This is a genomic window from Wenyingzhuangia aestuarii (assembly GCF_011927765.1).
Lineage (GTDB): Bacteria > Bacteroidota > Bacteroidia > Flavobacteriales > Flavobacteriaceae > Wenyingzhuangia > Wenyingzhuangia aestuarii.
Window position 1 is genome coordinate 274,706 of record NZ_JAATJG010000001.1, and the last position, 24,996, is coordinate 299,701.

The 24,996-nt window shown below is 32.3% G+C and carries 26 protein-coding genes; 15 read left to right on the forward strand and 11 right to left on the reverse strand.

Translation table 11 applies throughout. The annotated features are described in order from the left end of the window. Positions 1 to 609 carry a DUF4254 domain-containing protein gene (locus tag GGR97_RS01170; protein WP_167896584.1) on the forward strand — a complete coding sequence of 203 codons (609 nt, stop codon included), beginning with the start codon at positions 1 to 3 and terminating at the stop codon, positions 607 to 609. 33 nt (positions 610 to 642) lie between these two features. Here GGR97_RS01170 and GGR97_RS01175 read toward each other — a convergent pair whose 3' ends face one another. Continuing rightward, positions 643 to 990, reverse strand: coding sequence for an arsenate reductase family protein (locus tag GGR97_RS01175; protein ID WP_167896585.1), 348 nt, complete (start codon positions 988 to 990; stop codon positions 643 to 645). A gap of 54 nt (positions 991 to 1,044) precedes the next feature. Here GGR97_RS01175 and GGR97_RS01180 point away from each other — a divergent pair, with 54 nt between their 5' ends. Then, positions 1,045 to 1,509 carry a DinB family protein gene (locus GGR97_RS01180; RefSeq protein ID WP_167896586.1) on the forward strand — a complete coding sequence of 155 codons (465 nt, stop codon included), beginning with the start codon at positions 1,045 to 1,047 and terminating at the stop codon, positions 1,507 to 1,509. Positions 1,510 to 1,523: 14 nt separating this feature from the next. Here GGR97_RS01180 and GGR97_RS01185 read toward each other — a convergent pair whose 3' ends face one another. The 3 genes from GGR97_RS01185 to GGR97_RS01195 are packed head-to-tail and all read right to left on the reverse strand — an operon-like array spanning position 1,524 to position 4,806. Then, complete coding sequence (locus GGR97_RS01185) at positions 1,524 to 2,447, reverse strand: hypothetical protein (protein WP_209272296.1); 924 nt, start codon at positions 2,445 to 2,447, stop codon at positions 1,524 to 1,526. Positions 2,448 to 2,504: 57 nt separating this feature from the next. Continuing rightward, entirely contained in the window at positions 2,505 to 4,085 is a 1,581-nt protein-coding gene (locus GGR97_RS01190) for an Ig-like domain-containing protein (protein WP_167896588.1), read from the reverse strand. Between the two features lie 34 nt (positions 4,086 to 4,119). Then, complete coding sequence (locus GGR97_RS01195) at positions 4,120 to 4,806, reverse strand: ComF family protein (protein WP_167896589.1); 687 nt, start codon at positions 4,804 to 4,806, stop codon at positions 4,120 to 4,122. Positions 4,807 to 4,874: 68 nt separating this feature from the next. Here GGR97_RS01195 and GGR97_RS01200 point away from each other — a divergent pair, with 68 nt between their 5' ends. Continuing rightward, entirely contained in the window at positions 4,875 to 5,786 is a 912-nt protein-coding gene (locus GGR97_RS01200) for a hypothetical protein (RefSeq protein WP_167896590.1), read from the forward strand. A 63-nt stretch (positions 5,787 to 5,849) separates the two neighbouring features. Further along, positions 5,850 to 7,394: a glycine--tRNA ligase gene (locus GGR97_RS01205; protein ID WP_167896591.1), complete on the forward strand. Its 1,545-nt coding sequence runs from the start codon at positions 5,850 to 5,852 to the stop codon at positions 7,392 to 7,394. A 95-nt stretch (positions 7,395 to 7,489) separates the two neighbouring features. On the opposite strand, the gene GGR97_RS01210 is transcribed toward GGR97_RS01205, so the two are convergent. The 3 genes from GGR97_RS01210 to ileS all read right to left on the reverse strand — a co-directional run bounded on the left by GGR97_RS01210 (position 7,490) and on the right by ileS (position 11,980). After that, complete coding sequence (locus GGR97_RS01210; protein ID WP_167896592.1) at positions 7,490 to 8,104, reverse strand: lipoprotein signal peptidase; 615 nt, start codon at positions 8,102 to 8,104, stop codon at positions 7,490 to 7,492. 79 nt (positions 8,105 to 8,183) lie between these two features. Beyond that, a complete protein-coding gene (locus GGR97_RS01215) occupies positions 8,184 to 8,570 on the reverse strand; it encodes a TraR/DksA family transcriptional regulator (RefSeq protein WP_167896593.1) in 387 nt (128 codons plus the stop codon). A gap of 5 nt (positions 8,571 to 8,575) precedes the next feature. Continuing rightward, entirely contained in the window at positions 8,576 to 11,980 is a 3,405-nt protein-coding gene (gene ileS, locus GGR97_RS01220) for an isoleucine--tRNA ligase (RefSeq protein ID WP_167896594.1), read from the reverse strand. A 232-nt stretch (positions 11,981 to 12,212) separates the two neighbouring features. On the opposite strand from ileS, the gene GGR97_RS15290 reads away from it, so the two are divergent. Next, complete coding sequence (locus GGR97_RS15290; protein WP_245229425.1) at positions 12,213 to 12,467, forward strand: hypothetical protein; 255 nt, start codon at positions 12,213 to 12,215, stop codon at positions 12,465 to 12,467. Next, entirely contained in the window at positions 12,460 to 13,065 is a 606-nt protein-coding gene (locus GGR97_RS01225; RefSeq protein ID WP_245229426.1) for a sugar phosphate isomerase/epimerase family protein, read from the forward strand. The genes GGR97_RS15290 and GGR97_RS01225 overlap by 8 nt, the downstream gene beginning before the upstream one ends. A 62-nt stretch (positions 13,066 to 13,127) precedes the next feature. On the opposite strand, the gene GGR97_RS01230 is transcribed toward GGR97_RS01225, so the two are convergent. Then, positions 13,128 to 13,868 carry a TerB family tellurite resistance protein gene (locus GGR97_RS01230; protein WP_167896595.1) on the reverse strand — a complete coding sequence of 247 codons (741 nt, stop codon included), beginning with the start codon at positions 13,866 to 13,868 and terminating at the stop codon, positions 13,128 to 13,130. A 216-nt stretch (positions 13,869 to 14,084) separates the two neighbouring features. Here GGR97_RS01230 and GGR97_RS01235 point away from each other — a divergent pair, with 216 nt between their 5' ends. Together GGR97_RS01235 and GGR97_RS01240 are read left to right on the forward strand one after the other, a co-directional pair. Next, the gene (locus tag GGR97_RS01235; RefSeq protein ID WP_167896596.1) at positions 14,085 to 14,498 is read left to right on the forward strand and encodes a BrxA/BrxB family bacilliredoxin; all 414 of its coding nucleotides are present in this window, start codon (positions 14,085 to 14,087) and stop codon (positions 14,496 to 14,498) included. 72 nt (positions 14,499 to 14,570) lie between these two features. Beyond that, positions 14,571 to 14,975 (forward strand): hypothetical protein, encoded by a 405-nt coding sequence (locus GGR97_RS01240; RefSeq protein WP_167896597.1) that lies wholly within the window; start codon positions 14,571 to 14,573, stop codon positions 14,973 to 14,975. Between the two features lie 3 nt (positions 14,976 to 14,978). Here GGR97_RS01240 and GGR97_RS01245 read toward each other — a convergent pair whose 3' ends face one another. From GGR97_RS01245 to GGR97_RS01255, 3 genes are read right to left on the reverse strand one after another with little or no spacing between them, the layout of a single operon-like run. Beyond that, entirely contained in the window at positions 14,979 to 15,668 is a 690-nt protein-coding gene (locus GGR97_RS01245) for an RluA family pseudouridine synthase (RefSeq protein WP_167896598.1), read from the reverse strand. Between the two features lie 15 nt (positions 15,669 to 15,683). Continuing rightward, complete coding sequence (gene yihA, locus GGR97_RS01250; protein ID WP_167896599.1) at positions 15,684 to 16,298, reverse strand: ribosome biogenesis GTP-binding protein YihA/YsxC; 615 nt, start codon at positions 16,296 to 16,298, stop codon at positions 15,684 to 15,686. Then, positions 16,298 to 17,065 (reverse strand): alpha/beta fold hydrolase, encoded by a 768-nt coding sequence (locus GGR97_RS01255; RefSeq protein WP_167896600.1) that lies wholly within the window; start codon positions 17,063 to 17,065, stop codon positions 16,298 to 16,300. The genes yihA and GGR97_RS01255 overlap by 1 nt, the downstream gene beginning before the upstream one ends. A 222-nt stretch (positions 17,066 to 17,287) precedes the next feature. On the opposite strand from GGR97_RS01255, the gene mraZ reads away from it, so the two are divergent. Genes mraZ through murD form a run of 7 tightly spaced genes read left to right on the forward strand, consistent with a single transcriptional unit; the run spans position 17,288 to position 24,993 of the window. Continuing rightward, positions 17,288 to 17,761, forward strand: coding sequence for a division/cell wall cluster transcriptional repressor MraZ (gene mraZ, locus GGR97_RS01260; protein ID WP_167896601.1), 474 nt, complete (start codon positions 17,288 to 17,290; stop codon positions 17,759 to 17,761). Further along, positions 17,748 to 18,647 (forward strand): 16S rRNA (cytosine(1402)-N(4))-methyltransferase RsmH, encoded by a 900-nt coding sequence (gene rsmH / locus GGR97_RS01265; protein WP_167896602.1) that lies wholly within the window; start codon positions 17,748 to 17,750, stop codon positions 18,645 to 18,647. The genes mraZ and rsmH overlap by 14 nt, the downstream gene beginning before the upstream one ends. Further along, positions 18,647 to 18,973, forward strand: coding sequence for an FtsL-like putative cell division protein (locus tag GGR97_RS01270; protein ID WP_167896603.1), 327 nt, complete (start codon positions 18,647 to 18,649; stop codon positions 18,971 to 18,973). Before rsmH ends, GGR97_RS01270 begins: the two co-directional genes overlap by 1 nt. 8 nt (positions 18,974 to 18,981) lie before the next feature. Continuing rightward, positions 18,982 to 20,976, forward strand: a complete 1,995-nt coding sequence (locus tag GGR97_RS01275) for a penicillin-binding protein (RefSeq protein ID WP_209272297.1) — start codon at positions 18,982 to 18,984, stop codon at positions 20,974 to 20,976. 1 nt (position 20,977) lies between these two features. Next, the gene (locus GGR97_RS01280; RefSeq protein ID WP_167896604.1) at positions 20,978 to 22,444 is read left to right on the forward strand and encodes a UDP-N-acetylmuramoyl-L-alanyl-D-glutamate--2,6-diaminopimelate ligase; all 1,467 of its coding nucleotides are present in this window, start codon (positions 20,978 to 20,980) and stop codon (positions 22,442 to 22,444) included. After that, complete coding sequence (gene mraY / locus GGR97_RS01285) at positions 22,444 to 23,658, forward strand: phospho-N-acetylmuramoyl-pentapeptide-transferase (RefSeq protein ID WP_167896605.1); 1,215 nt, start codon at positions 22,444 to 22,446, stop codon at positions 23,656 to 23,658. The genes GGR97_RS01280 and mraY overlap by 1 nt, the downstream gene beginning before the upstream one ends. Next, on the forward strand, positions 23,659 to 24,993 hold the full coding sequence (gene murD, locus GGR97_RS01290; protein ID WP_167896606.1) for a UDP-N-acetylmuramoyl-L-alanine--D-glutamate ligase: 1,335 nt from the start codon (positions 23,659 to 23,661) through the stop codon (positions 24,991 to 24,993). Positions 24,994 to 24,996: the final 3 nt, after the last annotated feature.

The following is a 24,996-nucleotide window of genomic DNA, read 5'->3' on the forward strand; positions in this document are numbered from 1 at the left end:
ATGAGTTTACAAGCACAAGATTTTAATAAAATATTTGATGCTGTGATAGCGAAATATCACGTGGTGGATGATGTAGATCAACCGTTTGAAAATATATATGAAGCAAGTACTATAGAGCATTTGTTGTACAGAAAATGTTGGATAGATACCGTTCAATGGCATTACGAAGATATTATCCGTTTGCCAGAAATTGATCCTATTGAAGCTTTGGCTTTAAAAAGAAGAATTGATGCTTCTAACCAAGATAGAACTGATATGGTGGAGTATGTAGATAGTTATTTTTTACAGAAATACGCAGAGGTACAAGTAAAAGAGGGAGCTAAAATAAACTCAGAAAGTCCTGCTTGGGCTATTGATAGATTGTCTATTTTGGCTTTAAAAATTTATCATATGAACGAAGAGGCTACACGTGAGTCTGCTTCGGAAAGTCATAAACAAGCTTGTCAAAAAAAATTAGATATTTTATTAGAGCAAAGAGTTGATTTGTCTACAGCTATTGATGATTTAATTACAGATATAGAAAACGGAGACAAATACATGAAAGTTTACAAACAAATGAAAATGTACAACGACGATGAATTAAATCCGATGTTATACAATAAAAAATAAGCATAAAAAAACCGAGACAATGTCTCGGTTTTTTTATGCGGTTTTAGCAACCAATTCTTCAATTGTTTTTTTACTGTTTCCTACAAATATTTCATTATCTACAATAGCAACAGGTCTTTTTAGAAATGTGTATTCTGATAAGATTAAGTCTTTGTAATCGTCTTCGGATAGGTTTTTGTCTTTTAAACCTTGCTCTTTGTATAATCTTGCTCGCTTGTTAAATAAAGCTTCGTAAGACTTTGTAAAAGCATACATTTCATCTAATTGTTCTTTGTTAACAGGAGTGTTTTTTATTTCTTGTATTTCAAATCCATCAAGATTTACTTGTTTTAAAATTCTTTTACAAGTATCGCAGGTTTTTAAATGATATATTTTTTTCATAAGTGTTGTGTCTATTCTATCTTTACAATTATCAAAAGTATAAAAAACAAATAGATGAGTATTACAAATCAAGTTGATGTTTTAGTAAAAGGTAGGGCATTAATGTTAAAATTAATTGGAGATTATTCTCTAGAACAGATTAATAAAATACCTGAAGGTTTTAGTAATAATATTGGATGGAATGTAGCTCACCTAGTGGTTACTCAACAATTATTGTGTTACAAGTTTTCGGGACTAAAAGTAGCTGTTTCTGAAGAGATGATTGAGAGGTATAAAAAAGGAACAGCTCCTAATGGATATGTAATTGCTCAAGAAGAGTGGGCTTTAATTAAAGACTTGTTTGTGCAATTACCTGTGCAGTTAGAAAAAGACTATAATAACAAACTATTTGCATCGTATTCTGAGTATACAACAAGTGTAAATGTAACTTTAGATAGTATAGAAAAGGCAATAGACTTTAATAATTTCCACGAAGGAATTCATTTAGGAGTGCTATTAGCATTAAGAAAGCTAGTTTAATAACTAGCTTTTTTTTAGAATAAATGATAAATAATTCCTACACTAATAACAGTGTTGTAGTCATTAAATTTATCTGCATCTGTACCTTGACTTCCAAAGCTGTTTGTGTCTTTTAAATCAGGGTTTACAGCATCAATTCTGTCAGATAAATAGTAGTTTATTTTCATTTCAGTAACTAGGTCTACACTTCTACTTAATTTATATCTAGTACCTATAGCTGCTGTAGCAGAAATTACAAGACCCTTAATACCCGTAATTGTTTCAGGTGTATAATTATCTGGTAGTCCCCCAGACTCAGCCGTGTTGCTACCTGCGTTGTTGTTAAGTGCTTCTTGATCATAGCTAGGTGTTGAGCTTACATAATTAGCTCCAAAACCTAATGCTATATATGGGTTTGCTTTACTTTTTTGTCTGTATTTATTAAATCTATGTAAGTAAGATGTAATGTCTTTAAAGTAAAATTCTAGTTGTGTACCAAAGGTGATGATAGAAGTTTTAGATGTTAATCTAGCTAATAAAACATTATTTGGTGTTCTAGAATAATCTTTACCATCTGCATTTCCATCTCGAGTATCTTGACTAGGATCTACATTTTTGTATAAAAGTTCGTTTCCTGTTCCAAGTCCATGATTGTTAAAAGAACCGTAAGAATATCCAAAATTAGATTTTAAAATTAATCTTTTTACAAATATACTAGCATCATATCTTCTTGGTAATAGGTGAACTGAATGAGTTGCATTTATACTAAGTCCGTTTATGGTAACTAATCCGTCTATAGGTCCGTTTGCTTTAAAGTCAGATTGAAAGTTAGAAACACCAATGTTTCCCCCGATTTCATGCTGATATAGAACTATTCTTCTTCTCCCTCTACTCCATTGCGCATTAACATTTGCATACGAAAAGAATAGCATAATTATTAGTAGGTAAAAATTTTTCAACTCTAGTGTATTTATTAGGGTTATGTAGCCAAAAGTATAAAAAAATACTGAGCTATGTTAGTCTATTGATATATTTTCATTGATTTCTGAATTCGCTCTTAAAGTAATCGTTTTCGGGAAGTTAAAAACAGTTTCGGGCTGTGTTTTTGTTCTATAATTCCCTTTGTCAAACTTGTTGTTGCTATTCATGTCTTTAATGATTCTGATATTATATTCTTTGGGAACTAGCTTGGTAAAATATACTTTGTCAGATTTATTTATTATTTGGGTAGACTTAAAGTTTGTTTTTGAATCAAATAGTTCAATAATTAAATTAATTTCTTTAGGATTCTTGATATCTAGGATAATATCTCCATATTCTTCAATATCTAAAGTGGTGAAATTAATTTTTTTGTAGTGACTAGTGCTGTCAAAAAAATCTGCAAAAGCATGGTCTTTTAAAATTAACGAATAGCTTTTGTTGGTTTCTCTTTCAAAATCAATAATAAGTTTATGATTTTTGTTTTTAGAAATTACGTTGTATGTAATTGGAATAGAGTCACTCTCAAACAACTGAATGCTGTCATTATTTACAAAATAAACAGGTGTGTTGGTTGTTAATATTAAAGAGTCACTAGGGTGTAAAATACTTTTAATATTACTGTTTAAAACTAGTGTGTCTTTTTCTAATTCTCGTAGTTTATAAGTAAATTTTTCTGATAAAGTATCTTGAAGTACGTTTATGTATAAACTATCGGCTACTAATTCTTTAAACCAAACATATAAAGAATCTTTTTCTATTTCTCTACTTACAAAATAATTGTTTTCTGCAGTTCCCTTAATTTTTAAGGTCGGAATATCTTTTCCTTGATAACCAATAATAAGTTGGTTTCCTTTAGTTTGTTTGGGTCTGTAAATTTTATTGTCCTTAGGTTCTTTAAATAAAACAAAATCTATAGAGTCTACGGGTTGGTTTAAATCAATAGATTGATTGATGAAACCAATTCTTTCTAAACCTTTGTCGTATTTATAATTATTGTTTTTATCTTCTAAAGCAATTACTTTATAGTTAGCTTCGGATAAGTTTTCTAATTGAAAAATATTGGTTTTTAATGTATTTGTTAGGTAGTTAGGTGTGTAATTTCCTACCAGTGTATCATTTGCATTTTTATAAGCCATAATGCTAATACCTTCTACTTCTTCTTTGGCAAGTGGGTCTATAATTTTCCCAGAAATACTTAAAGAATCTAATTCTGGCCCTGTACTAAATACATAAGAAAATCTACCCAACTCGTTTCCTTCATTATTATCTACAATACTGTTCCCAAAATTAATAGTGTAAGTTGTGTTAGGAGTTAGACTATCTAAAAATTCAATACTTATTTTCTTAGAAACTCCAGATTGAGGTTTAATAATAGGCTTTTTCTCCATGGGAGGAGAAATAATTAATTGAGAGTTTAATTTTTCAAATTTGATGTATTCATCAAATAAAATCACAATCTTTTGTTCTTTAAAAGAGGTGGTTTTATTCATAGGTTTGGCAACAGCCATCACGGGAGGAATACTGTCCTTAGGTCCTCCATCTGGACTTCCCATTCTTGCACAACTCGATATTTTTAGTGCTAAGATTACAAAAATAAATACTAGTAGTTTTCTCATAATTTATTTTACAAAGAAACTATTTTTTAGCCTATTAAACTACACAAGCAATGGTAATTATAGATATGTTAACATTGTATGTGTTTTTAAGTGTATTGATGCAAGCCAATAAGGTGGCTCCAGTAGTTAAAACATCATCTACAATTAAAATATGTTTGTTGTTTAAGTTGTGTTTTAAATTTACTTTAAACATGTTTTTCACACTATTGTGTCTTTCTTCTTTGGTTTGTTTGGTCTGAGATTTATTGTTTGCTGTTTTTATAAGCGCATCTCTAATATACGGAGCCTTTAAATGTGTAGCTATTGTTTTTCCAAAGGTTTCTACCTGATTGTAGCCTCTTTTCTTTTCCTTTTTAGGATGTAAAGGAACAGGAACTACCATGTCAATTGCAGAAAATCTAGAAGTTTCTTTTAATTCATGAATAAGCGTATTAGCAGCTTCTGTACCAAAATGTTGCAGACCATTGTACTTTAGTTCTTTTAATAAGGTTTGAATGGGACTGCCTTTGTAGTAAAAATACAAAGAACATGCTTGATGAATTTCTACTCGTCCCCAAAACAGTTTTTCTAGTGGATTGTTGTTGTAGTCTGTAAAATTGGTATGACTTAATTGCAAACTACAAGACAGGCACAGAAAATTTTGATGTTTATGAATAATTGTTTTACAATGCAAACATCTATTAGGAACAAATAAATCTCTTAAATCTTTCAGGAGATTCATAGCTTTTGTTTTAAAAATAAACAATATTTTTAGATTACTTATGTGAACGCTTAAAAATAAATCACACTATGAAAAATATCAAAGAAATAATCATTGCTATCCTAGTATTAATCTTGTTGGGAGTAGTGTTTTATCTATCAAAACTTAACAAAGAAAATAATCTTTATAAACAAGATATCTTAAACGAAAAAGTAGCTTTAGAAAAAGATTTAGACTTGGCTATTCAAGATTTAACAGCAAATCAACAGCAAAACATAGCAATTACAAAAGATTTTAATCAAGCTAATGATAAGTTAAAAGTAATTAGAACTCAGTTAGAAAAATCAAAAAAGGAAGTAACTGCTTTAAAAAGTAGATTAACATCTTCAGAAGAAAATAGCTTTAAAGCTTTGCAAACATTAAGAGCGGCACTAGAGGGAGTTAAAATAAATAACCAATTGTTGTTTAAAAGTTTAGACTCTATTAAAACGTTAAATGATAGTTTAATGGTAACTATTGCCGTTACTAAATCGGAACTAAATGCAGAAAAGTTACAGAGTAAGGAGTTGGCTTTAAAATTATCTGAGGCTACAAAAATCCAGATTTCTAATGTAGAAGTTTTTGCAGTTGAAGAAAAAAAATCTGGAGAGTTTAAAACAACCAATCGCTATAAAGATGCCAATGGAATCCAAGTAAATTATAACATTTTAAATAACAAAGCATTAACAAATGCAGAGTGCGATGTTTTTTACATCTTAAAAAATTCAGATGGATTAATTGTAAAATCTAACGGAGAGTTTTTATACAAAGATGTCCTTAAAAAATTTACAGATGGAACTCGTTTAATTTTAAATGGAGAAACAATGCCTATAAGCGATGTGATTTCTTTAAAAGATGTACCGTTAAGCAAAGGAACCTATACTTTAGAGTTTTATAGCAACGATGCGTTGTTGTCTAAAGAATCTTTTGTCTTAAAAAGTAGTTTTTTAGGTGTTTTTTAAATAAAACAAGTAGTTTTTAGAACAGAATAATTATAATACAAAAAGCTTTTATATTTTTGCGCAATGGCAAAACAAGAAGATCAATTTAAGAAGGTTATATCTCACGCAAAAGAATACGGATACGTATTCCAGTCTAGTGAAATATATGATGGGTTAAGTGCAGTTTACGATTACGCACAAAACGGAGTAGAGTTAAAGAAAAACTTACGTGAATATTGGTGGAAAGCCATGGTACAAATGCACGATAATATTGTAGGATTAGATGCTGCAATATTTATGCATCCAACTACATGGAAAGCATCAGGGCACGTAGATGCTTTTAACGATCCATTAATTGACAACAAAGATTCAAAGAAAAGATACAGAGCCGACGTTTTAATAGAAGATTACGTAGCTAAGTATGATGATAAAATTGAAAAAGAAGTTAAAAAAGCGGCAAAACGTTTTGGAGATTCTTTTGATAAAGCTCAGTTTTTAGGAACCAATCCTAGAGTTTTAGAGTACAAAGCAAAAGGAGCGGCTATTTTAGCAAGAATGGGTAAATCTTTAGAAAATGAAGATTTAGCAGATGTAAAAGCTTTAATAGAAGAATTGGGAATTGCTTGTCCTTTGTCTGGATCTAAAGAGTGGACAGATGTAAAGCAGTTTAATTTAATGTTTGGAACCAAATTAGGAGCTTCTGCAGAGCATGCTACTGATTTGTACTTACGTCCAGAAACAGCACAAGGTATTTTTGTGAACTTTTTGAATGTTCAAAAAACAGGAAGAATGAAAATTCCTTTTGGAATTGCACAAACAGGTAAAGCCTTCCGTAATGAGATTGTGGCTCGTCAGTTTATTTTCCGTCAACGTGAATTTGAACAAATGGAAATGCAATTTTTTGTGCGTCCTGGTACGCAAAAAGAATGGTACGAAACCTGGAAAGAATCTCGTTTAAAATGGCATTTATCTTTAGGTTTAGGAATGGATAATTACCGTTTCCACGATCATGATAAATTAGCTCATTATGCGGATGCTGCTGCGGATATCGAATTTAAATTCCCTTTTGGATTCAAAGAATTAGAAGGAATTCACTCTCGTACAGATTTCGATTTAAAAGCACATCAAGAATTTTCTGGTAAAAAAATTCAATATTTTGATAATGAAATCAACGAAAACTATACACCTTATGTGGTAGAAACTTCTGTTGGTTTAGATAGATTATTCTTAGCCGTTTTCTCTAATTCTTTGCAAGAAGAAGAGTTGGAAGATGGAAGTTCTAGAACCGTATTAAAATTACCATCAGTAGTAGCTCCATTTAAAGCAGCTATTTTACCATTGGTTAAAAAAGACGGATTGCCAGAAATTGCAAAAGAAATTTTTGATGCCTTAAAGTTCGACTTTAATATTGCTTACGATGAAAAAGATGCTATTGGTCGTCGTTACCGTCGTCAAGATGCAAACGGAACACCGTTTTGTATAGCAGTAGATTACGAAACTAAAGACGATCATATGGTAACCATTCGTCATAGAGATACGATGGAGCAAAAACGTGTGGCTATTTCAGACTTAAAATCAATTATTGATGCTGAAGTAAACATGGGAGTTTGGCTAAATAAAGCTAAGTAAATGTTTAAAAATAGAATGTAAAAAAGGGCAAACGAATCGTTTGCCCTTTTTTGTACTTATATAATAGTATTCTTGTGTCAATATGTATAGATAAACTATTCTTTATTTTTAGATTCGTCCTTAGGAAAAATGGTTTTACTAAAGAACAATAAAATCATCACTCCAATAGATATTGCAGAATCGGCAATGTTAAAAATGGCATTAAAAAAAGTAAAGAATTTTCCTCCCATTACAGGAATCCATTCAGGTAAAATTCCTTGCCAAATAGGAAAGTATAACATGTCTACCACTTTACCGTGGAATATAGTTCCATAGGCTTCTGAGCTAGTAAAAGTAGCTACTTGACCATAAGAGTCGTTAAAAATAATTCCGTAGAATACAGAGTCTATAATGTTTCCTAGCGCTCCACAAAAAATTAATGAAACTGCAATAATTAAAAGATGATGACTTTTGTCTCTAATGCAATTACGCAACCAAATTCCAATACCAACAATGGCACACAAACGGAATAAGGTTAGAATTAACTTTCCTGTTTTACCACCTAGTTCTGTTCCCCAAGCAGCACCATTGTTCTCTATAAAATGAATTCTAAACCAATCAAAAACATAAATTTCTTCTCCTAATTGGAAGTTGGTCTTAATGTATATTTTACTAATCTGATCTATTAACAGCACAAGTACAATTAATAAAATGGATTTTTTTGCGTTCATAGGATGTTTTAAAAAAAAAGTTTGCAATGGGTATTGCAAACTTTTATTATATGGCAATTAAAAGGATAGCGTCCTTTTGTTATTTTCTTTCTGCGTTTTTTGCGTCAATACTTAAAGTTGCATGAGGAACCAATCTTAAACGTTGTTTTTGGATTAATTTTCCTGTTGCACGGCAAATTCCGTAAGTTTTGTTTTCTATACGTAACAAAGCATTTTTTAAATCACGGATGAATTTCTCTTGACGAATTGCCAACTGTACATTCGCTTCTTTAGACATGGTTTCAGAACCTTCTTCAAAAGCTTTAAACTGAGGAGAAGTATCGTCTGTATTGTTAGAACTTCCGTTCTTATATGAGCTTTGTAGAATTTCTAAATCTACTTTAGCCTTCTCAATTTTCTTTAAAATAATTTCTTTAAATTCTGCTAGATCAGCATCGCTGTATACTACTTTTTCATCTGTTGCCATAACACTTAGATTTTATGTATAAATATTTTACTTTTAATATCGTCAAATTCAATTTCTAAACCATCATTAAGTTCAGCTACAAATTCTAACTCGTTTGTTAATGTTTCACTTTTAATGTATTCTTGATTGGTGTTTACTGCATTGTTTAAAACTTCGTTATCAAGAATAGATAATTTAATTTTATCAGTAACTTCTAAACCAGAATCTTTACGTAAGTTTTGTACTCTGTTTACCAATTCTCTTGCTACTCCTTCGTTTCTTAATTCATCAGAAATAGTAACATCTAAAGCAACGGTTAAACCTCCTTGGTTTACAACCAACCAACCCTCAATATCTTGTGAGCTAATCTCTACTTCATCTAGTGTTAAATCTACTAAATTTTCTTCAATTTTAACAGAAATTTTACCTTCACGCTCTAATTTAGCGATGTCTTCTTGCGTAAATTTTTGAATTTCAGCACCTACGAATCTCATGTTTTTTCCAAAACGAGGTCCTAAAACTTTAAAATTAGGTTTGATATTCTTAATCAATACCCCAGAAGCATCGTCTAACAATTCAATTTCTTTAATATTTACCTCAGATAAGATTAAACTTTTAACAGCTTCAATATCTTCTCTTTGTTGATCGTCTAATACAGGAATCATAATTTTTTGTAACGGTTGACGTACTTTAATCATTTCCTTTTTACGTAAAGACAATACCATAGATGATATTTGTTGTGCTTTTTGCATTTTACGCTCTAAGTCACTGTCAATAGCTGTTTTATCTGCCTTTGGAAACTCGGCCAAATGTACAGATTCAAAGTTTTCAGTTTGTGTAGCTGTTGTTAAATCTTTGTAAAGGTTGTCCATAAAAAACGGTGCAACAGGAGCTCCTAATTTAGCTACAGTTAACATACAAGTGTATAGGGTTTGGTAAGCTGATATTTTATCAGTTCCATAATCTCCTTTCCAAAAACGTCTTCTACTTAAACGTACAAACCAGTTTGATAAATTTTCGGTAACAAAATTCTGAATTTCACGAGTTGCTTTGGTTGCTTCGTATTCATTGTAAAATTTGTCAACTTTCTCTATCAATGTATTTAATTCAGATAAAATCCAACGATCAATTTCTGGTCTATCTTCAAATTTAATATCTGCTTCTGCATATTTAAATCCATCAATATTGGCATATAAAGTAAAGAAAGAGTACGTGTTGTATAAAGTTCCAAAGAACTTACGTCTTACTTCATCAATTCCATCTAAATCAAACTTAAGGTTGTCCCAAGGGTTTGCGTTAGAAATCATGTACCAACGCGTAGCATCGGGTCCATATTGATCCATAGTTGTAAATGGGTCTATTCCGTTTCCTAAACGTTTAGACATTTTTTTACCGTGTTTGTCTAAAACCAATCCGTTAGAGACTACATTTTTATAAGCAACATTGTCAAAAACCATGGTACTAATCGCGTGTAAAGTATAGAACCATCCACGAGTTTGATCTACTCCTTCTGCAATAAAATCAGCAGGATAGAATTCTCTATTGTCAATTAATTCCTTGTTTTCAAAAGGATAATGTTGTTGAGCATAGGGCATAGCACCAGAATCAAACCAAACATCAATAAGGTCTGCTTCACGTTTCATAGGTTGTCCTTTAGGAGAAACTAACGTAATAGCATCTACTACATTTTTATGTAAATCGATGTTGTCATAGTTTTCTTCAGACATGTTTCCAACTTCAAAAGCATCAAAACTAGCAGGGTTTTCAATTCCAGCAGCTCTTGCTTTTTCAATTTCAACTTTTAATTCTGCTACAGAACTAATTAAAATTTCTTCTGTACCATCTTCGGTTCTCCAAATAGGTAATGGAATTCCCCAGTAACGAGAACGAGATAAATTCCAATCGTTCGCATTTTTTAACCAGTTTCCAAAACGACCTGTTCCGGTAGATTCGGGTTTCCAGTTAATGGTTTCGTTTAGTTCGTGCATACGGTCTTTAACCTCCGTAACTTTTATAAACCAAGAGTCTAATGGGTAATACAAAATAGGTTTATCGGTTCTCCAACAATGTGGATAACTGTGCTTGTATTTTTCTACATTAAACGCTTTGTTTTCTTCTTTTAACTGAATGGCAATTTCTACATCAATAGATCTTTCTGGAGCTTCACCATCGTTATAATATTCGTTCTTTACATATTTTCCTGCATGAGGACCTACGTGTTTGGTGAATTTTCCTTGTAAATCTACCAAAGGAACTGGATTTTCATTGTCATCTAATACCAACATTGGTGGTACTTCTGGTGTTGCATTTTTGGCTACAAAAGCATCATCTGCACCAAAAGTAGGAGCGGTGTGTACAATACCTGTCCCATCTTCTGTAGTTACAAAATCACCAGTAATAACTCTAAATGCATTTTCTGCATTTTCAAAAGGCAATGCCCATGGTAATAATTGCTCGTATTTAATTCCTTCTAAATCTTTACCTATGAAAGTTTCTCCAACTAAGAAAGGAATTTTTTTATCACCTTGTTGGTAAGCTTGGATTTCCTCTTGAGTAGTTACAGCAGTAAACTTTTTACCAAATTGTTTTCCAACTAAGTTTTTAGCTAAAATTACATGGATAGGTTCAAACGTATATTGATTGTAAGAGGATACCAATACGTATTCAATTTTTGGACCTACAGTTAATGCGGTGTTACTTGGTAAGGTCCAAGGAGTGGTTGTCCATGCTAATAAATGTACTTCAGCTAAGTTTTGTAAACTTGTAGGCAATGTTTCTTTAACAGCTTTAAACTGAGCAACAATAGTAGTGTCGGTCACATCTTGATACGCTCCAGGTTGATTAATTTCGTGAGAACTTAACCCTGTTCCAGCTTTAGGTGAATAAGGCTGAATGGTATATCCTTTGTAGATTAAATCTTTTTTGTAAATCTGACCCAACAACCACCAAACAGTTTCCATGTATTTGGGTTTGTAGGTTACATACGGATCTTCCATATCTACCCAGTAACCAATACGTTCCGTTAAGTTGTTCCAGATATCTGTATATTTCATTACTGCTTTTTTACAAGCAATATTGTATTCTTCAATGGTAATTTTTGTACCAATATCTTCTTTGGTAATACCCAATTCTTTTTCAACACCTAATTCTACGGGTAAACCGTGTGTATCCCATCCTGCTTTACGCTGCACTTTAAATCCTTTCATGGTTTTAAAACGAGGATAAACATCTTTAATGGTTCTCCCTAAAACGTGGTGAATTCCTGGCAATCCGTTGGCCGAAGGAGGTCCTTCAAAAAACACATACGGTTCTTTACCATCTCTAGCATCAATACTTTTCTGAAAGATGTTGTTTTCTTGCCAAAACGCTAAGGTTTCTTTAGCAATGTTTGTTAAACTTAATCCTTTGTGTTCTTTAAAATTTGCACTCATTTTATTGGGTATTCATTTAGGTTTGCGAAAATACGCTTTTAATTGATGAATCACAATAGGTATTTTTGCTTGTATTTGAGGTTTTTAGAGGATAATAATAAGTGCGTATTGAACTTAATTTTAGGATGTAGGTGATGATCTTGAATTTTTAACAAAGGTTTGAAAAAATATTACTGAAAAGAACTTATTTTGGTACAAGGTTAGATGAGTAAATAATCTAAAATTTAGAATGATGAATGTAAAATATGGAGCTTCTTTATTATCGTGGATAAAACCTTTATGGACAAATGAAGCGGGACTTTATGCAATTGAAAAAACGGCAGAAGCAGGTTTTGATTTGATAGAGATTTTGTTACCACATACCATGAATGTTGATGCTGTAGCTGTAAAAAAACATTTAAAAAAACACAATCTACAGCTTGTTTGTTCTTTAAATCTAAATAAAGAAATGCATTTGCCATTACATCCCAAAAAAAGGATTGTCTAGAATAAAAGAGGCTTTAGATAAAACGGCTGAGTTAGATACTGATTTTTTAGCAGGAGTTTTGCATTCGGGAATTGGATGTTTTAGTGGAAACCCGATCACAAACCAAGAAAAAGAAATTGTAGTGAATGTATTGGGAGAAGCGGCAAGTTATGCTCAAAAACTTGGAATAACGATGGCAATAGAGCCTATTAATAGGTATGAGAGTTATGTGTGTAATACTGCTGAGAATGCTTTAGAGCTAATTGATAAAACAGGAGCTAGCAATCTTAAATTACATTTAGATACTTTTCATATGAATATAGAGGAGGCTAATTTTAAAACTCCTATTCTAAAGGCGGGAACTCAATTAAAACATATTCATATTACTGAAAGTCATAGAGGTATGTTGGGAGAAGGAACTGTAAATTGGGTTGAGTTGTTTGCTGCTTTACAGGTTATAAATTTTGAGGGGAATTTGGTTTTAGAAAATTTTTCGTCTTCTATTACAGGTATGCAACAAGCGGTGTCTCTATGGCAAAAATCTCCTTACCAAGCAGAAGAATTAGCAGTGGAGAGTTTAGCGTTTATGCAAAAAATGGCAAGTTCATACAATTCCTAAAAGTTAGAGATATCGCAAAAAAAAGGAGAAAATCGTAATTAAGATTTTCTCCTTTTTTTATTTTACAACCCTCTTTCCTTTTTAATAATATCGTAAGCTTCTTGAATTTTCTGGAATTTTTCTTGTGCTCCTTTCAAGTGCTCTTCACCTAAATGACTTAATTTATCAGGGTGATGTTGTTTTACCAATCTTCTGTATGCTTTTTTAAGCTCATCATCTGTAGCGGTTTTATTAATTTCTAAAATCTGGTAAGCAGATTCTGTATCATCATAAAACATTGCCTTTATAGAATCAAAACTAGCCTGGTTAATATCTAAATAAGTAGCGATGGATCTTATGGTGTTTATTTCTACATCTGCTACATGTCCGTCAGATTTTGCAATGGCAAATAAGAAGTGTACTAATTGAGCTCTAGACTCTGGAGCCATATGACTTCTAATTTGTACGCATACTTCTTGAGCAGACAGTGTGGTGTCGTTAATAATTCCTTTAAATAATTTAAAGGCATTGTTAGCTCTATCTTTTCCGTACATCTGTACAAAATAGTTGCGAACGTAGTCCAATTCTTTTTGAAGAATTTTTCCGTCGGCTTTAATGACTACTGCGGCCAGGAATAGCAAACTAATTTCAAAGTCACCCGCTTGAGTTGTTTTGTTAGTGTAGTTGTTGTCGGTTTGAAATTCAGAATAATCTGTAGCGGCTCCTTTAATTACAGATCCTATTAAATAACCCAAAGCAGCACCAATAGGTCCTCCAGCAGCCCATCCAATTCCGGCACCAATCCAACTTGCAAATTTTTTCATATTTGTTTTTATTTTAAAGTAAGTGTTAAAACAAGAATCTTGCCTTAATTAGAATCGGAAGTATTGTCAGAGTTTTACAAGTTGTTTTAAAGATGAATTATGAATAACTGTTTAAATGTCACCTTGTAAGGTTTTGGAATATTTATTGTCTAAATTTGCATAACGATTCAAAAGAATTGAATCAATTATTTATTGAATTTAAAAAAGTATATACATATGTATCCACAAGAATTAACGGCTCCAATGGAGGCTCAATTAGTACAAGCAGGAGTAGAGGCTTTAAAATCTCCAGCAGATGTTGAATCATTTATTGCAAAAGAAGGAACTGCGTTAGTAGTAGTAAATTCTGTTTGTGGTTGTGCTGCAGGAACTGCAAGACCAGGAGTAATTGCTTCTTTACAAAATGCAAAATTACCAACAAGCTTAGGAACTGTGTTTGCAGGAGTTGATGGGCCAGCGGTTCAAAAAGCTCGTGAATTTATGATTCCTTTTCCTCCATCTTCACCAGCGGTAGCGTTGTTTAAGGACGGACAATTGGTACACATGTTAGAACGTCATCACATTGAAGGGCATTCGGCAGAAGCTATTGCAGCTAACTTGTCTGGAGCTTATGATGAGTATTGTTCTTAATATTTTAGAATAAGATAATAACGAAAAGCCTGATTTTATATCAGGCTTTTTTATTTTTGAAAAAAAATAAAAATGAAAAAGTGGTTTATAGTTGTTGTCTTGTTTAATAGTTTTTTTGGTTTTTCGCAAAGTTTTAAAAACCAGAAACGGACATCTGTAAAATTAAAGAGTGAAATAGGTCAAAAAAAAGTGCTAAAAGATTCTGTGGTTTTAAAGAGTAGTGCTTTTTTTAAATTAAAAGATACTGTTGGTAAAACACTTGAATTGAAAATTCCTGGAGTGGAAGTATCAAAGGATTTGACAGTTTATTCCAAAAAGAAGAGGAAAGAAAAAAAGAAGAAAAAGAAAAGAGAGCTTGATTCTTGGTTTGTAAATCAGTTTCATCAAAATTTATTTCAAGAACAACAAAATTATCAAAATCAGATAATGCAACAGCAGATGCAGCGAGCTCAAAATAATATGATGAGAATTCCTTAAGGTTTAAGCTTCACAAGCTTTCCAAATAGCATCATCAGGAACCGGAGCAATTATTGTTACCAGTTCTTTTTTTACCGGATGTATAAATTCTATTCTACGAGCGTGTAAGTGAATGCTTCCGTCTTTGTTACTTCGCTTAGCACCATATTTTAAATCTCCTTTAATAGTGCATCCTAAAGAAGAAAGTTGTACTCTAATTTGGTGGTGTCTCCCTGTTTCTAATTCAATTTCTAACAACTGAAAATTATCCAATTTCTTTACTATATGGTAGTGAAGTATAGCGTGTTTAGCTCCTTGTGTAGTAGCTTTGCAAATAATGGATTTGTTATTCTTAGGGTTTTTAACCAAATGATGAGATAAGGTTTGTTTTGCAAGAATATCAATTTTGTTTACAACAGCCCAATAGGTTTTGTGAATTTTTTTATCACGTAACGCTTTGTTTAATCTTTCTAAAGCTTTAGAGGTTTTTGCAAAAATTACAATTCCAGAAGTAGGTCTATCTAATCGGTGTACCACACCTAAATAAACATTACCAGGTTTGTTTTCTTTGTCTTTTATATATTCTTTAACAACATCACTTAAAGGTTTATCGCCTGTTTTATCACCTTGTGTAATATCGCCAGAGCGTTTGTTAATCACTATAATGTGATTGTCTTCAAATAAAACCTGTAAATTTTGTTTTGTAGAATGCATAACTAATAGTGCTAGTTATATATTTCCAGCATTAAAATCTTTATTGATAGAATCAATAAAATTTAAGATTTCCTCTTTTCCGTTTTTATTACTAGACGATGATGTGAAATAAGTAGGAAAGTAAGCCCAATTACTTTTTAACATTCCCTCTTTGTATTTGGTAATGTTTTGCGTAATTGCTTTAGGTTTTAACTTATCAGTCTTGGTGAATATAATGGCAAAAGGAATTTCGTTTTCTGCTAAAAACTCCATAAAATCAACGTCAATCTTTTGTGGAGTATGACGAGAATCAATTAGTACAAACGTACAAACCAATTCTTTACGTTGCTTAAAGTAATCTGTAATAAAACTTTGAAATTCTTTTTTAGTAGATTTAGATACACGAGCGTATCCGTATCCAGGTAAATCTACCAAGAACCAGTTTTTATTAATCTTAAAATGATTAATTAATTGTGTTTTACCAGGAGTTCCCGAAGTTTTGGCAAGTTTGTTTCTTCCTGTAAGCATGTTAATTAAAGAAGATTTACCTACGTTAGATCTTCCAATAAATGCATATTCAGGAAGTTTTTCTGTAGGGCACTTTGCAACCTCAGAATTACTTACAATAAACTCGGCAGATTTGATCTGCATTACTTTATGTTGTTTTTGTCAAACCAAGCGTTTACTATTTCGTTAAATAAATCTGGGTGTTCCATCATAGGAGCATGTCCACATTTATCAATCCAAAATAATTCAGAATTTGGCATTAGTCTGTTAAATTCATCAGCTACATCAGGAGGAGTAACATCATCTTGTTTTCCCCATACTAAACATGTAGGAATTTTCATATCTGGCAAGTCTTTAGCCATGTTGTGTCTAATAGCACTTTTGGCTAAAGCTAAAATTCTAATAGCGCAATTACGATCGTTTACAACTTTAAATAAATCGTCTACCATTTTTTTACTTGCCGTTTTAGGGTCGTAAAAAACAGCTTCTGTTTTTGTTTTAATATAATCGTAGTCTCCTCTTTTAGGGTATGTATCACCCATTGCTTTTTCATACAAACCAGAACTTCCAGTAAGTACTAAAGAGTTAACCAATTCTGGGAATGCTTTTGTAATGTATAAACTAACGTGTCCACCTAAAGAATTACCTAACAAAGTAGCTTGAGGAACATTTTTATATTCCATAAAATTCTTTACAAATTTAGCTAAGTTTTTAACGTTGGTTTTAATTATAGGTAGCGTATATATTGGTAACTCAGGTACCAGTACTTTATATCCGTTTTTAGAAAAGTGCTTTACCACACCCGCAAAATCATCAAGGGTTCCCATTAAGCCATGTAAAACAATAATTGTTTTACCTTCTCCGGCTTCAATGTATTTAAACTCTCCTTCTGTTTTAACGTTATATTCCATGCTTAATTTTCTAGGCTTAGGTTTGGCACAAATGTAAACTTTTTTTGATAAAAAACCATGTATTGTTAAATATAGCTGTTTTATAGAGGTTTAAGATCTTAACTAGTTGATATTTAAAATATAAGCATTTATGGGCTTTGTGGGAAAACTTATTAACAATGTGGGGGAAAGTGGTAAAAGGTGGTAAAATATTTTATATTTTTGAAAAATAGAACTGAATACGTGGAATCATTAATAGGGACATACGAATGTAAAACTGATGCGAAGGGTCGTGTTATGCTTGCTGTTGGATTAAAAAAACAGCTAGAAAGTATTGTGCATGAGGGTTTTGTGTTAAAACGTTCTGTGTTTCAGCCTTGTTTAGAGTTGTATCCAATGAAAGAATGGAACAAGGTAATGGGGCAAGTGGGGAAACTAAATCGTTTTGTAAAAAAGAACAATGATTTTATAAGATTGTTTACTGCAGGAGTAAAAAATGTAGAATTAGATGCTTCGGGTAGGTTGTTATTACCAAAAGATTTGTTGGCTTATTCTAAAATTCAGAAAGAAGTAGTGTTGTCGTCGGCAGTGTCTATTATAGAAATATGGGATAAGGAATTGTATGAAAATGCAATTAATGGTGCGTTGGATGATTTTGCTGAATTGGCAGAACAAGTAATGGGTGGTTTAAATACAGAAGAAGATGAGTTATCATAGTCCAGTGTTGTTAAAGGAAAGTGTAGATGCTTTAGAAATAAAGCCTGATGGAATATATGTAGATGTAACTTTTGGTGGAGGCGGACATTCCAAAGAAATTTTATCTCGTTTGGGAGAAAACGGAAAGTTGTTTGCGTTTGACCAGGACCCAGATGCGCATAAAAATGCTTTGGAGGATGAGCGTTTTACTTTAATCCCTCAAAATTTTAGATACATTCAACGTTTTTTAAGATTCTATGGAGCTAAAAAAGTGGATGGTGTTTTGGGTGATTTTGGAGTTTCTTCTCATCAGTTTGATCAGGCAGAAAGAGGTTTTTCTACTCGTTTTGATGCGCAATTAGATATGCGTATGGATCAAAAAGCAGAAGTAAGTGCTCAACATATTGTTAATTATTATTCGCAAGATGATATTGCAAATATTTTGTTTCAATATGGAGACTTAAGAAATGGTAGGGCTATGGCAAAAGTAATTGTGGCGGCTCGTGAAGAAAAGAAAATAGAAACAAGTTTTGATTTAAAGGAGGTGTTAGCAGCCTTTTTACCAAAAGCAAAAGAACATAAAATTTTAGCTCAAATTTTTCAAGCATTAAGAATTGAGGTGAATCAAGAGTTAGAGGTTTTAAAAGAATTTTTAACGCAAATTCCAGAAATTTTAACAGAAGATGGAAGGTTAAGTGTTATTTCTTATCACTCTTTAGAAGATAGATTGGTCAAACGATTTATACAAAAAGGAATGTTTGAAGGAGAGCCTGAAAAAGATTTTTATGGAAACTTTAGTGTACCTATGGCAAAAGTAGGGGGCTTAATAGTACCAACTAAAGAAGAAATAAAAAACAATAATAGAGCAAGAAGTGCAAAGTTGAGAATTGCAAAACTTAAAAACTAATGATAGGAGTTGGAGAGTTTTTTTCTGGAGTATTAAAAGGAGATTTTTTAATTAAAACGGACTCCTTTAAGAACTGGAAAGTAATTTTTGTGATTTTAGGAATGTCTATCGTGATGATTACATGTGCACACAAAACGGACGAGAAGGTAATTAAGATTGCTTCTTTAAATAAGCAAATTAGAGCTTTAAAAGCTGAGTATATAGATAGTGCAACAAAAGTGACTCATTTAAAAATGGAGTCTACCATTAAAGAAAAAGTAGAAAGTCAAGGCTTAGAAACATCCAAAGAGCCTCCTGTAAAAATAGTAGTGAAAATACCTAAATAAATTAAACCTTGAGTACCACAAAAAAAAGCATAATAGACAGATTGGGCTGGTTAGTATTAATGCTAACTGTGCTTTTTGTTGTTTTGGCGGTACGTGTAGGTTATATTCAGTCAGTAGAAGGAGCTCATTACAGAAAAATTTCTGCACAGCGTACTATAAAGACAGATACTGTATTTGCGAACAGAGGAAATATTTACGCAACTAGCGGAGATTTGTTAGCAACAACCATGTCTAAATACACTGTTAGATTAGATATGGTGTCTATTCAAAATGATGTGTTTGAAAAAAACATCAATGCTCTAAGTGATTCTTTATCTGTTCTGTTTGGAAAACCATCTTCTTATTATAACAAGTACTTACGCACAGCTAAAAGACGTAGAAATAGATATTTATTTTTAGCAAGAGATTTAGGGTATATAGATTATGCTAGGCTAAAAACTTTCCCAATTTTAAAATTAGGGCAGTATAGAGGTGGATTAATTACAGAGCAAAGAAATGTAAGAGCTAGACCTTTAGGAGAAATGGGAGTAAGAACCATTGGTTATGCTGATTATAGAGGAAATGTAGGAGTAGAAGGAGCTTATATAAAATATTTAAGAGAGCATCACGGTTGGCGAAAAAAACAAAAAATTGCCAAAGGACAGTGGAAACCTATCAATGATAAAAACGAACAAGAGCCACAAGATGGTAGCGATGTAATTACAACGATTGATGTGAATATTCAAGATGTTGCGCATCATGCTTTGTTGGAGCAATTAGAAAGTTTTGAAGCAGATCATGGTTGTGTGGTGGTCATGGAAACCAAAACAGGAGAAATTAGAGCTATTGCAAATTTGGGTAAAAATGGTCCAAATGGTGGGTATTACGAAAAAAGAAATTACGCAATTTACGAAGCACAAGAGCCAGGGTCTACATTTAAATTAGCTAGTTTATTAGTTGGGTTAGAAGATAAAAAAGTAGATACAGGAGATGTTATAGATACTGAAAAAGGAAGAATAAAAGTCTACGGAAGAAGTATTATAGATTCTCATAGAGGAGGTTATGGAAAAATATCTTTAGCAAGAGCTATAGAGGTTTCTTCTAATGTTGGAATTGCTAAAATGGTTATGGAATCTTATAGTAGCAATCCACAGCAATTTGTAAATGGAATTAATAAGTTAGGTTTTGGTAGTAAAATAGGGGTTCCTATTAAAGGAGAAGGAAAACCATTTATACCCGATCCTAAATATGTAAAGAGAGGAGATCCAAAAAGTTGGAACGGACTTTCTTTGCCTTGGATGGCTTGGGGATATGGAGTAAAAGTAACGGCTTTACAATTAATTACTTTTTACAATGCTATTGCTAATGATGGGGTTATGGTAAAACCAAAATTCATCAAAGAATTAAGAAACAATGGAGAGGTAGAGAAATCTTTTGATCCTGTAGTTTTAAATTCTAAAATAGCTTCAAAAGAAACCATTAACAAACTACAAACCATTTTAGGAAACGTAGTAAAAAGAGGAACAGGAGAAGGTTTGTATTCTCCAAATTTTTCTATGGCGGGTAAAACAGGAACTTGTCAAACAGAATATTGGACGGACAACACACAGTATGTTTCGTCTTTTGCAGGGTTTTTTCCAGCAGAAAATCCTAAGTATTCTTGTATTGTGGTGGTAAATAAACCCAATAAAAGAAAAGGATATTACGGAGCAACAGTGGCAGCTCCTGTGTTTAAAGCTATTGCTCAAAAAATTTACACTAGTGAAATGCAAGAGCAAGAAGTGATGTTAGATACACCTGTGTTAGCTACGGTAGAAAAATCAAACAAACAGTTTCAAAAAGAAAATTTAAATACAGAAAGCAAAATGCCAAATGTTAGTGGTATGCCTGTTATGGATGCGGTTTCTGTATTAGAAAATAAAGGATTAAAAGTGGCTCTTAATGGAGATTTAGGATTTGTTAAAAAACAATCTATAAGACAAGGAGTTGCAATTAAAAAAGGACAACAAGTAGTATTGTACTAAAATGGAATTAAATAAAATTTTACATAAGGTAAAAGTGCTAGCTTCTAAAAACTGGAACCAACAGTTGTTAGAGGTAACAGCTATTGCTTTTGATTCTAGAAAAGTGGTAGCAGGTACTTTGTTTGTAGCTCAAAAAGGAGTGCATGTTGATGGGCATTTATATATAGACAAAGCTATAGCTTTGGGGGCAAATGTTATTGTTTGTCAAGAATTACCAGAAAAAATTCATTCATCCATAGTATATATAGTTGTGAATAATGCCAATATAGCTTTGGCTCAATTGGCAGCTAATTTTTACGAGCATCCCTCAGAAAAAATAAAATTAGTAGGAGTTACAGGTACTAACGGAAAAACAACCGTTGCAAGTTTGTTGTGTCAGTTATTTCAAGTATTAGGGTACAAAACAGGATTGTTATCTACGGTAAAAGTAGTGATAGATCAAGAGGTTTTTCCTGCTACGCATACTACACCAGATTCGTTAGCAATCAATCAGTTTATGGCTCAAATGGTGAAAAGTGGAGTGGAGTATTGCTTTATGGAGGTGAGTTCTCACGGAATTCATCAGTCTAGAACTTATGGGTTAGATTTTAATGGTGGAGTTTTTACCAATATTACACATGATCATTTAGATTATCACAAAACGTTTAGCGAGTACAGAGATGTTAAAAAAGCATTTTTTGATGAGTTGCCTAAAACAGGATTTGCTTTAACTAATGTAGATGATAAGAATGGGAATATTATGTTGCAAAATACAAAGGCAACTAAAAAATCGTATTCACAAAAAACATTGGCAGATTATAAAGTAAGAATTTTAGAAAAAAGTTTTTCTGGAATGTTGTTACAAATCAATAATCAAGAAGTTTGGGTGCAGTTGGTTGGAGGTTTTAACGCTTCTAACTTAGCAGCTATTTATGGAGTAGCTAAAGAATTAGGTGTTGATGATTTGGAATTGTTAACAGCCTTAAGTCAATTAAAAAGTGTTGATGGTAGATTTCAATATCAAGTATCTAATACAGGTATTGTAAGCGTGGTAGATTATGCACACACTCCCGATGCTTTAAAAAATATACTAAGTACTATAAAAGATATTGCAGAGCCTAACGTGAATTTAATTACGGTAGTAGGTTGTGGTGGTGATAGAGATAAAACCAAAAGACCTAAAATGGCAGCGATTGCTGCTGAATTAAGTACGCAAGTTATTTTAACATCAGACAATCCCAGAACAGAAAATCCTACTGCTATTTTAGAAGATATGGAGGCTGGAATTACAAACGAATTTGCAGCCAAAGTTTTAACAATAGAAGATAGAAAACAAGCCATTAAAACAGCTTGTAAGTTGGCAAAAAAGAACGATGTGGTTTTGGTGGCTGGAAAAGGACACGAAACCTATCAAGAAATTAATGGAGAGCGCTCTTATTTTAACGATAAAGAAACACTAATAGAAACCTTTGAAATACTAAAAAAATAATGTTGTATTACTTGTTCGATTTTTTAGAAAATGAATATCAATTAACAGGAGCTAGTTTGTTTCAGTTTATCACATTCCGTTCTGCTTTGGCATTTATGGTTTCATTACTATTGTCTACTATTTACGGAAAAAGATTAATCAACTATTTAAGAAAACAACAAATAGGAGAAACGGTTAGAGATTTAGGTTTAGATGGACAAGTGCAAAAAGCAGGTACTCCTACCATGGGGGGAATCATTATTATTTTGGCCACCTTAATTCCGGTGTTCTTATTTGCAAAGTTGGATAATATATATGTGATTATTCTAATAATAACCACTTTGTGGATGGGGGTTATTGGATTTATAGATGATTATATCAAAGTATTTAAAAAAGATAAAGAAGGGTTAAAAGGAAAATTTAAAGTTTTGGGTCAGGTTGGTCTAGGATTGTTTGTAGGGGTAATGTTTTATTTTCATCCAGCAGTAACCATGAAATCTGAATTGCCTTTTTCTGAAAAAATTGCCAATACACATTTGTTTGGAGAAGCTCATAAATCTGTAAAAACAACCATTCCATTTTTAAAAGGAAACGAATTTGATTACACCTCTGTTTTAGGTTGGACGGGAGACAATGCTGCAGATTATGCGTGGCTTATTTTTATACCAGTAGTTATTTTTATTGTAACAGGGGTTTCTAATGGAGCCAATCTAACAGATGGGATTGATGGTTTGGCTGCAGGAACATCTACCATTATTGTAGCGGTTCTGGGGGTTTTTGCATGGGTGTCTGGAAACATTGTTTTTTCAGATTATTTAAATGTAATGTACATTCCAAATTCAGGAGAAATGACAGTTTATATTAGTGCTTTTGCAGGAGGATTGATAGGGTTTTTATGGTATAATACCTATCCAGCACAAGTATTTATGGGAGATACAGGTAGTTTAACTATTGGAGGAATTATAGCGGTAATTGCCATTGCAGTTCGTAAAGAATTGTTAATTCCCGTATTGGCAGGAATCTTTTTTGCAGAAAATATGTCTGTAATTCTGCAAGTAGGATGGTTTAAATACACAAAGAAAAAGTTTGGTGAAGGTAGAAGAATATTTAAAATGGCTCCTTTACATCATCATTATCAAAAGAAAGGATATCACGAAAGTAAAATAGTTGCAAGATTTTTAATTATAGGAATTTTGTTGGCTGTATTGTCTGTTGTAACCTTAAAAATGAGATAGATGAATAGAGTTGTTGTTTTAGGAGCAGGAGAAAGCGGAGTAGGAGCAGCCATTTTAGCAAAAAAGCTAGGAATGGATGTTTTTGTATCTGATAAATCTGTAATTAAAGAAAAGTATTCAAAGCAACTAGAAAAAGAAGGAATTGCTTTTGAGTCTGGACAACACACAACTAATTTGATTTTGAATGCCAATGTGGTAGTAAAAAGCCCAGGAATTCCAGATCATATTCCATTCATCAAAAATATAATAGCAGCAGGAATTCCCGTGATATCAGAAATAGAATTTGCAGCTACTTATAGTAGTGCAGAGGTTATTGGAATTACTGGTTCAAACGGAAAAACAACCACCACAATGCTAACACATCACCTGTTAAAACAAGCAGGGTATAATGTTGGGATTGGAGGAAACATAGGAGATAGTTATGCGGAACAAGTAGCCAACCAAAATTTTGATAAATACGTTTTGGAGTTGAGTAGTTTTCAGTTAGATGGTATTGAGTCTTTTAGACCTCATATTGCTATGATTACGAATATTACTCCAGATCATTTAGATAGATATGAATACGATTTTGAACAATACATCGCTTCAAAATTTAGAATTACCAAAAATCAAAAATCATCAGATTATTTAATCTATGATGCCGATGACCCTGTGGTTGTGGAGGGAATAAAAAAACACAAACCCAAGGCTCAATTAGTACCCTTTTCTCTAGTTACAAAACAAGAATTTGGTGCCTATGTTGACCAAAATGATATAGTGATTAATATAAATAAAGAAGAATTAAGAATGAGCATTTCAAAATTATCGTTACAAGGTAAACACAACACTAAGAATGCCATGGCAGCTACTTTAGCAGCACAATTGCTTAAAGCAAGAAAAAAAACAATTTTAGAGTCTCTTGAAAACTTTGAGGGTGCAGAACATAGATTAGAGCATGTATTAAAAGTAAATGGAGTAGAATATATTAACGACTCTAAAGCAACCAACGTAAATGCTACATTTTACGCTTTGGAATGCATGAACAATCCTACGGTTTGGATTGTAGGTGGAGTTGATAAAGGGAATGATTACGCAGAATTGTATCCGTTGGTAAGAGAAAAAGTAAAAGCAATTATTTGTTTAGGGTTAGATAATACCAAAATTAAAGCTGCTTTTGGAAGCATTGTAGATTTTATAGAAGAAGTTGAAAGTGCCGATGCTGCTGTAAAAATTGCTTACAAGTTAGCTGATAAAGGTGAAACAGTTTTATTGTCTCCTGCTTGTGCTAGTTTTGATTTGTTTGAAAGCTACGAAGACAGAGGTCGTAAATTTAAAGATGCAGTAAGAAATTTATAAACT